Below are 219 nucleotides of genomic sequence, written 5' to 3'. Positions count from 1 at the left end.
GTGACTCGGTGGTGTGGACGGATCATGAGAATCGGTCGACTACCCTGCCCTTGCCTTCTGTTTCTCGGCCCGAGATCACCAACAGTCTTGCCGAAGCGGCGATCTACTTGGGGTCTTTGCCTGATGAATTAGTCCTGTCTCAAGGGTCACGTTTCTACCATTTCTGCGACGGTGTGCTGACAGCGATCAGCGATGCGTATGACAACCGGCTGCGTATTT

Annotated in this window: 1 protein-coding gene; it reads left to right on the top strand. The window is 54.3% G+C overall.

Annotation, left to right across the window (positions count from 1 at the left end):
* A partial coding sequence (locus AACY08_RS30325; protein ID WP_339472767.1) for a hypothetical protein occupies positions 1 to 219 on the top strand: 219 nt, incomplete at both ends.

Origin of the sequence: Pseudomonas sp. EL_65y_Pfl1_R83 (assembly GCF_963970695.1) — a bacterium.
Taxonomy (GTDB): Bacteria; Pseudomonadota; Gammaproteobacteria; order Pseudomonadales; family Pseudomonadaceae; genus Aquipseudomonas; species Aquipseudomonas tritici.
This window is presented reverse-complemented; position numbering and strand designations above follow the sequence as displayed.